1 protein-coding gene is annotated in these 246 nt (G+C 45.5%); it reads left to right on the forward strand.

The genetic code is table 11. From position 1 onward, the window contains the following. Nucleotides 1-4: 4 nt before the first annotated feature. Nucleotides 5-246, forward strand: a 242-nt coding sequence (locus tag CXF58_RS14205; protein WP_416375563.1) for a helix-turn-helix domain-containing protein, incomplete at its 3' end; no start/stop codon positions are given.

The following is a 246-nucleotide window of genomic DNA, read 5'->3' on the forward strand; positions in this document are numbered from 1 at the left end:
GCTATTGCAAGCTAAAAAAGGCATGAGCGAAATAGCTAGAATTATCGGCTGTCATAAATCAACGGTTAGTCGAGAGATAAAGCGAAACATGGGACAAAGGGGTTATCGCCCCAAACAAGCCCATCGTTTGGCAAAAGAGCGCAAAGTTGTGAATAGCGCACAGATCAGCCGCTTTGGCTGGTGCTATATTGAGCACTTGTTAAACAAGAGATACTCACCTGAACAGATCACAGGGCGACTGAGGAT

This window comes from Psychrobacter sp. Sarcosine-02u-2 (assembly GCF_002836335.1).
GTDB classification, from domain to species: Bacteria; Pseudomonadota; Gammaproteobacteria; order Pseudomonadales; family Moraxellaceae; genus Psychrobacter; species Psychrobacter faecalis.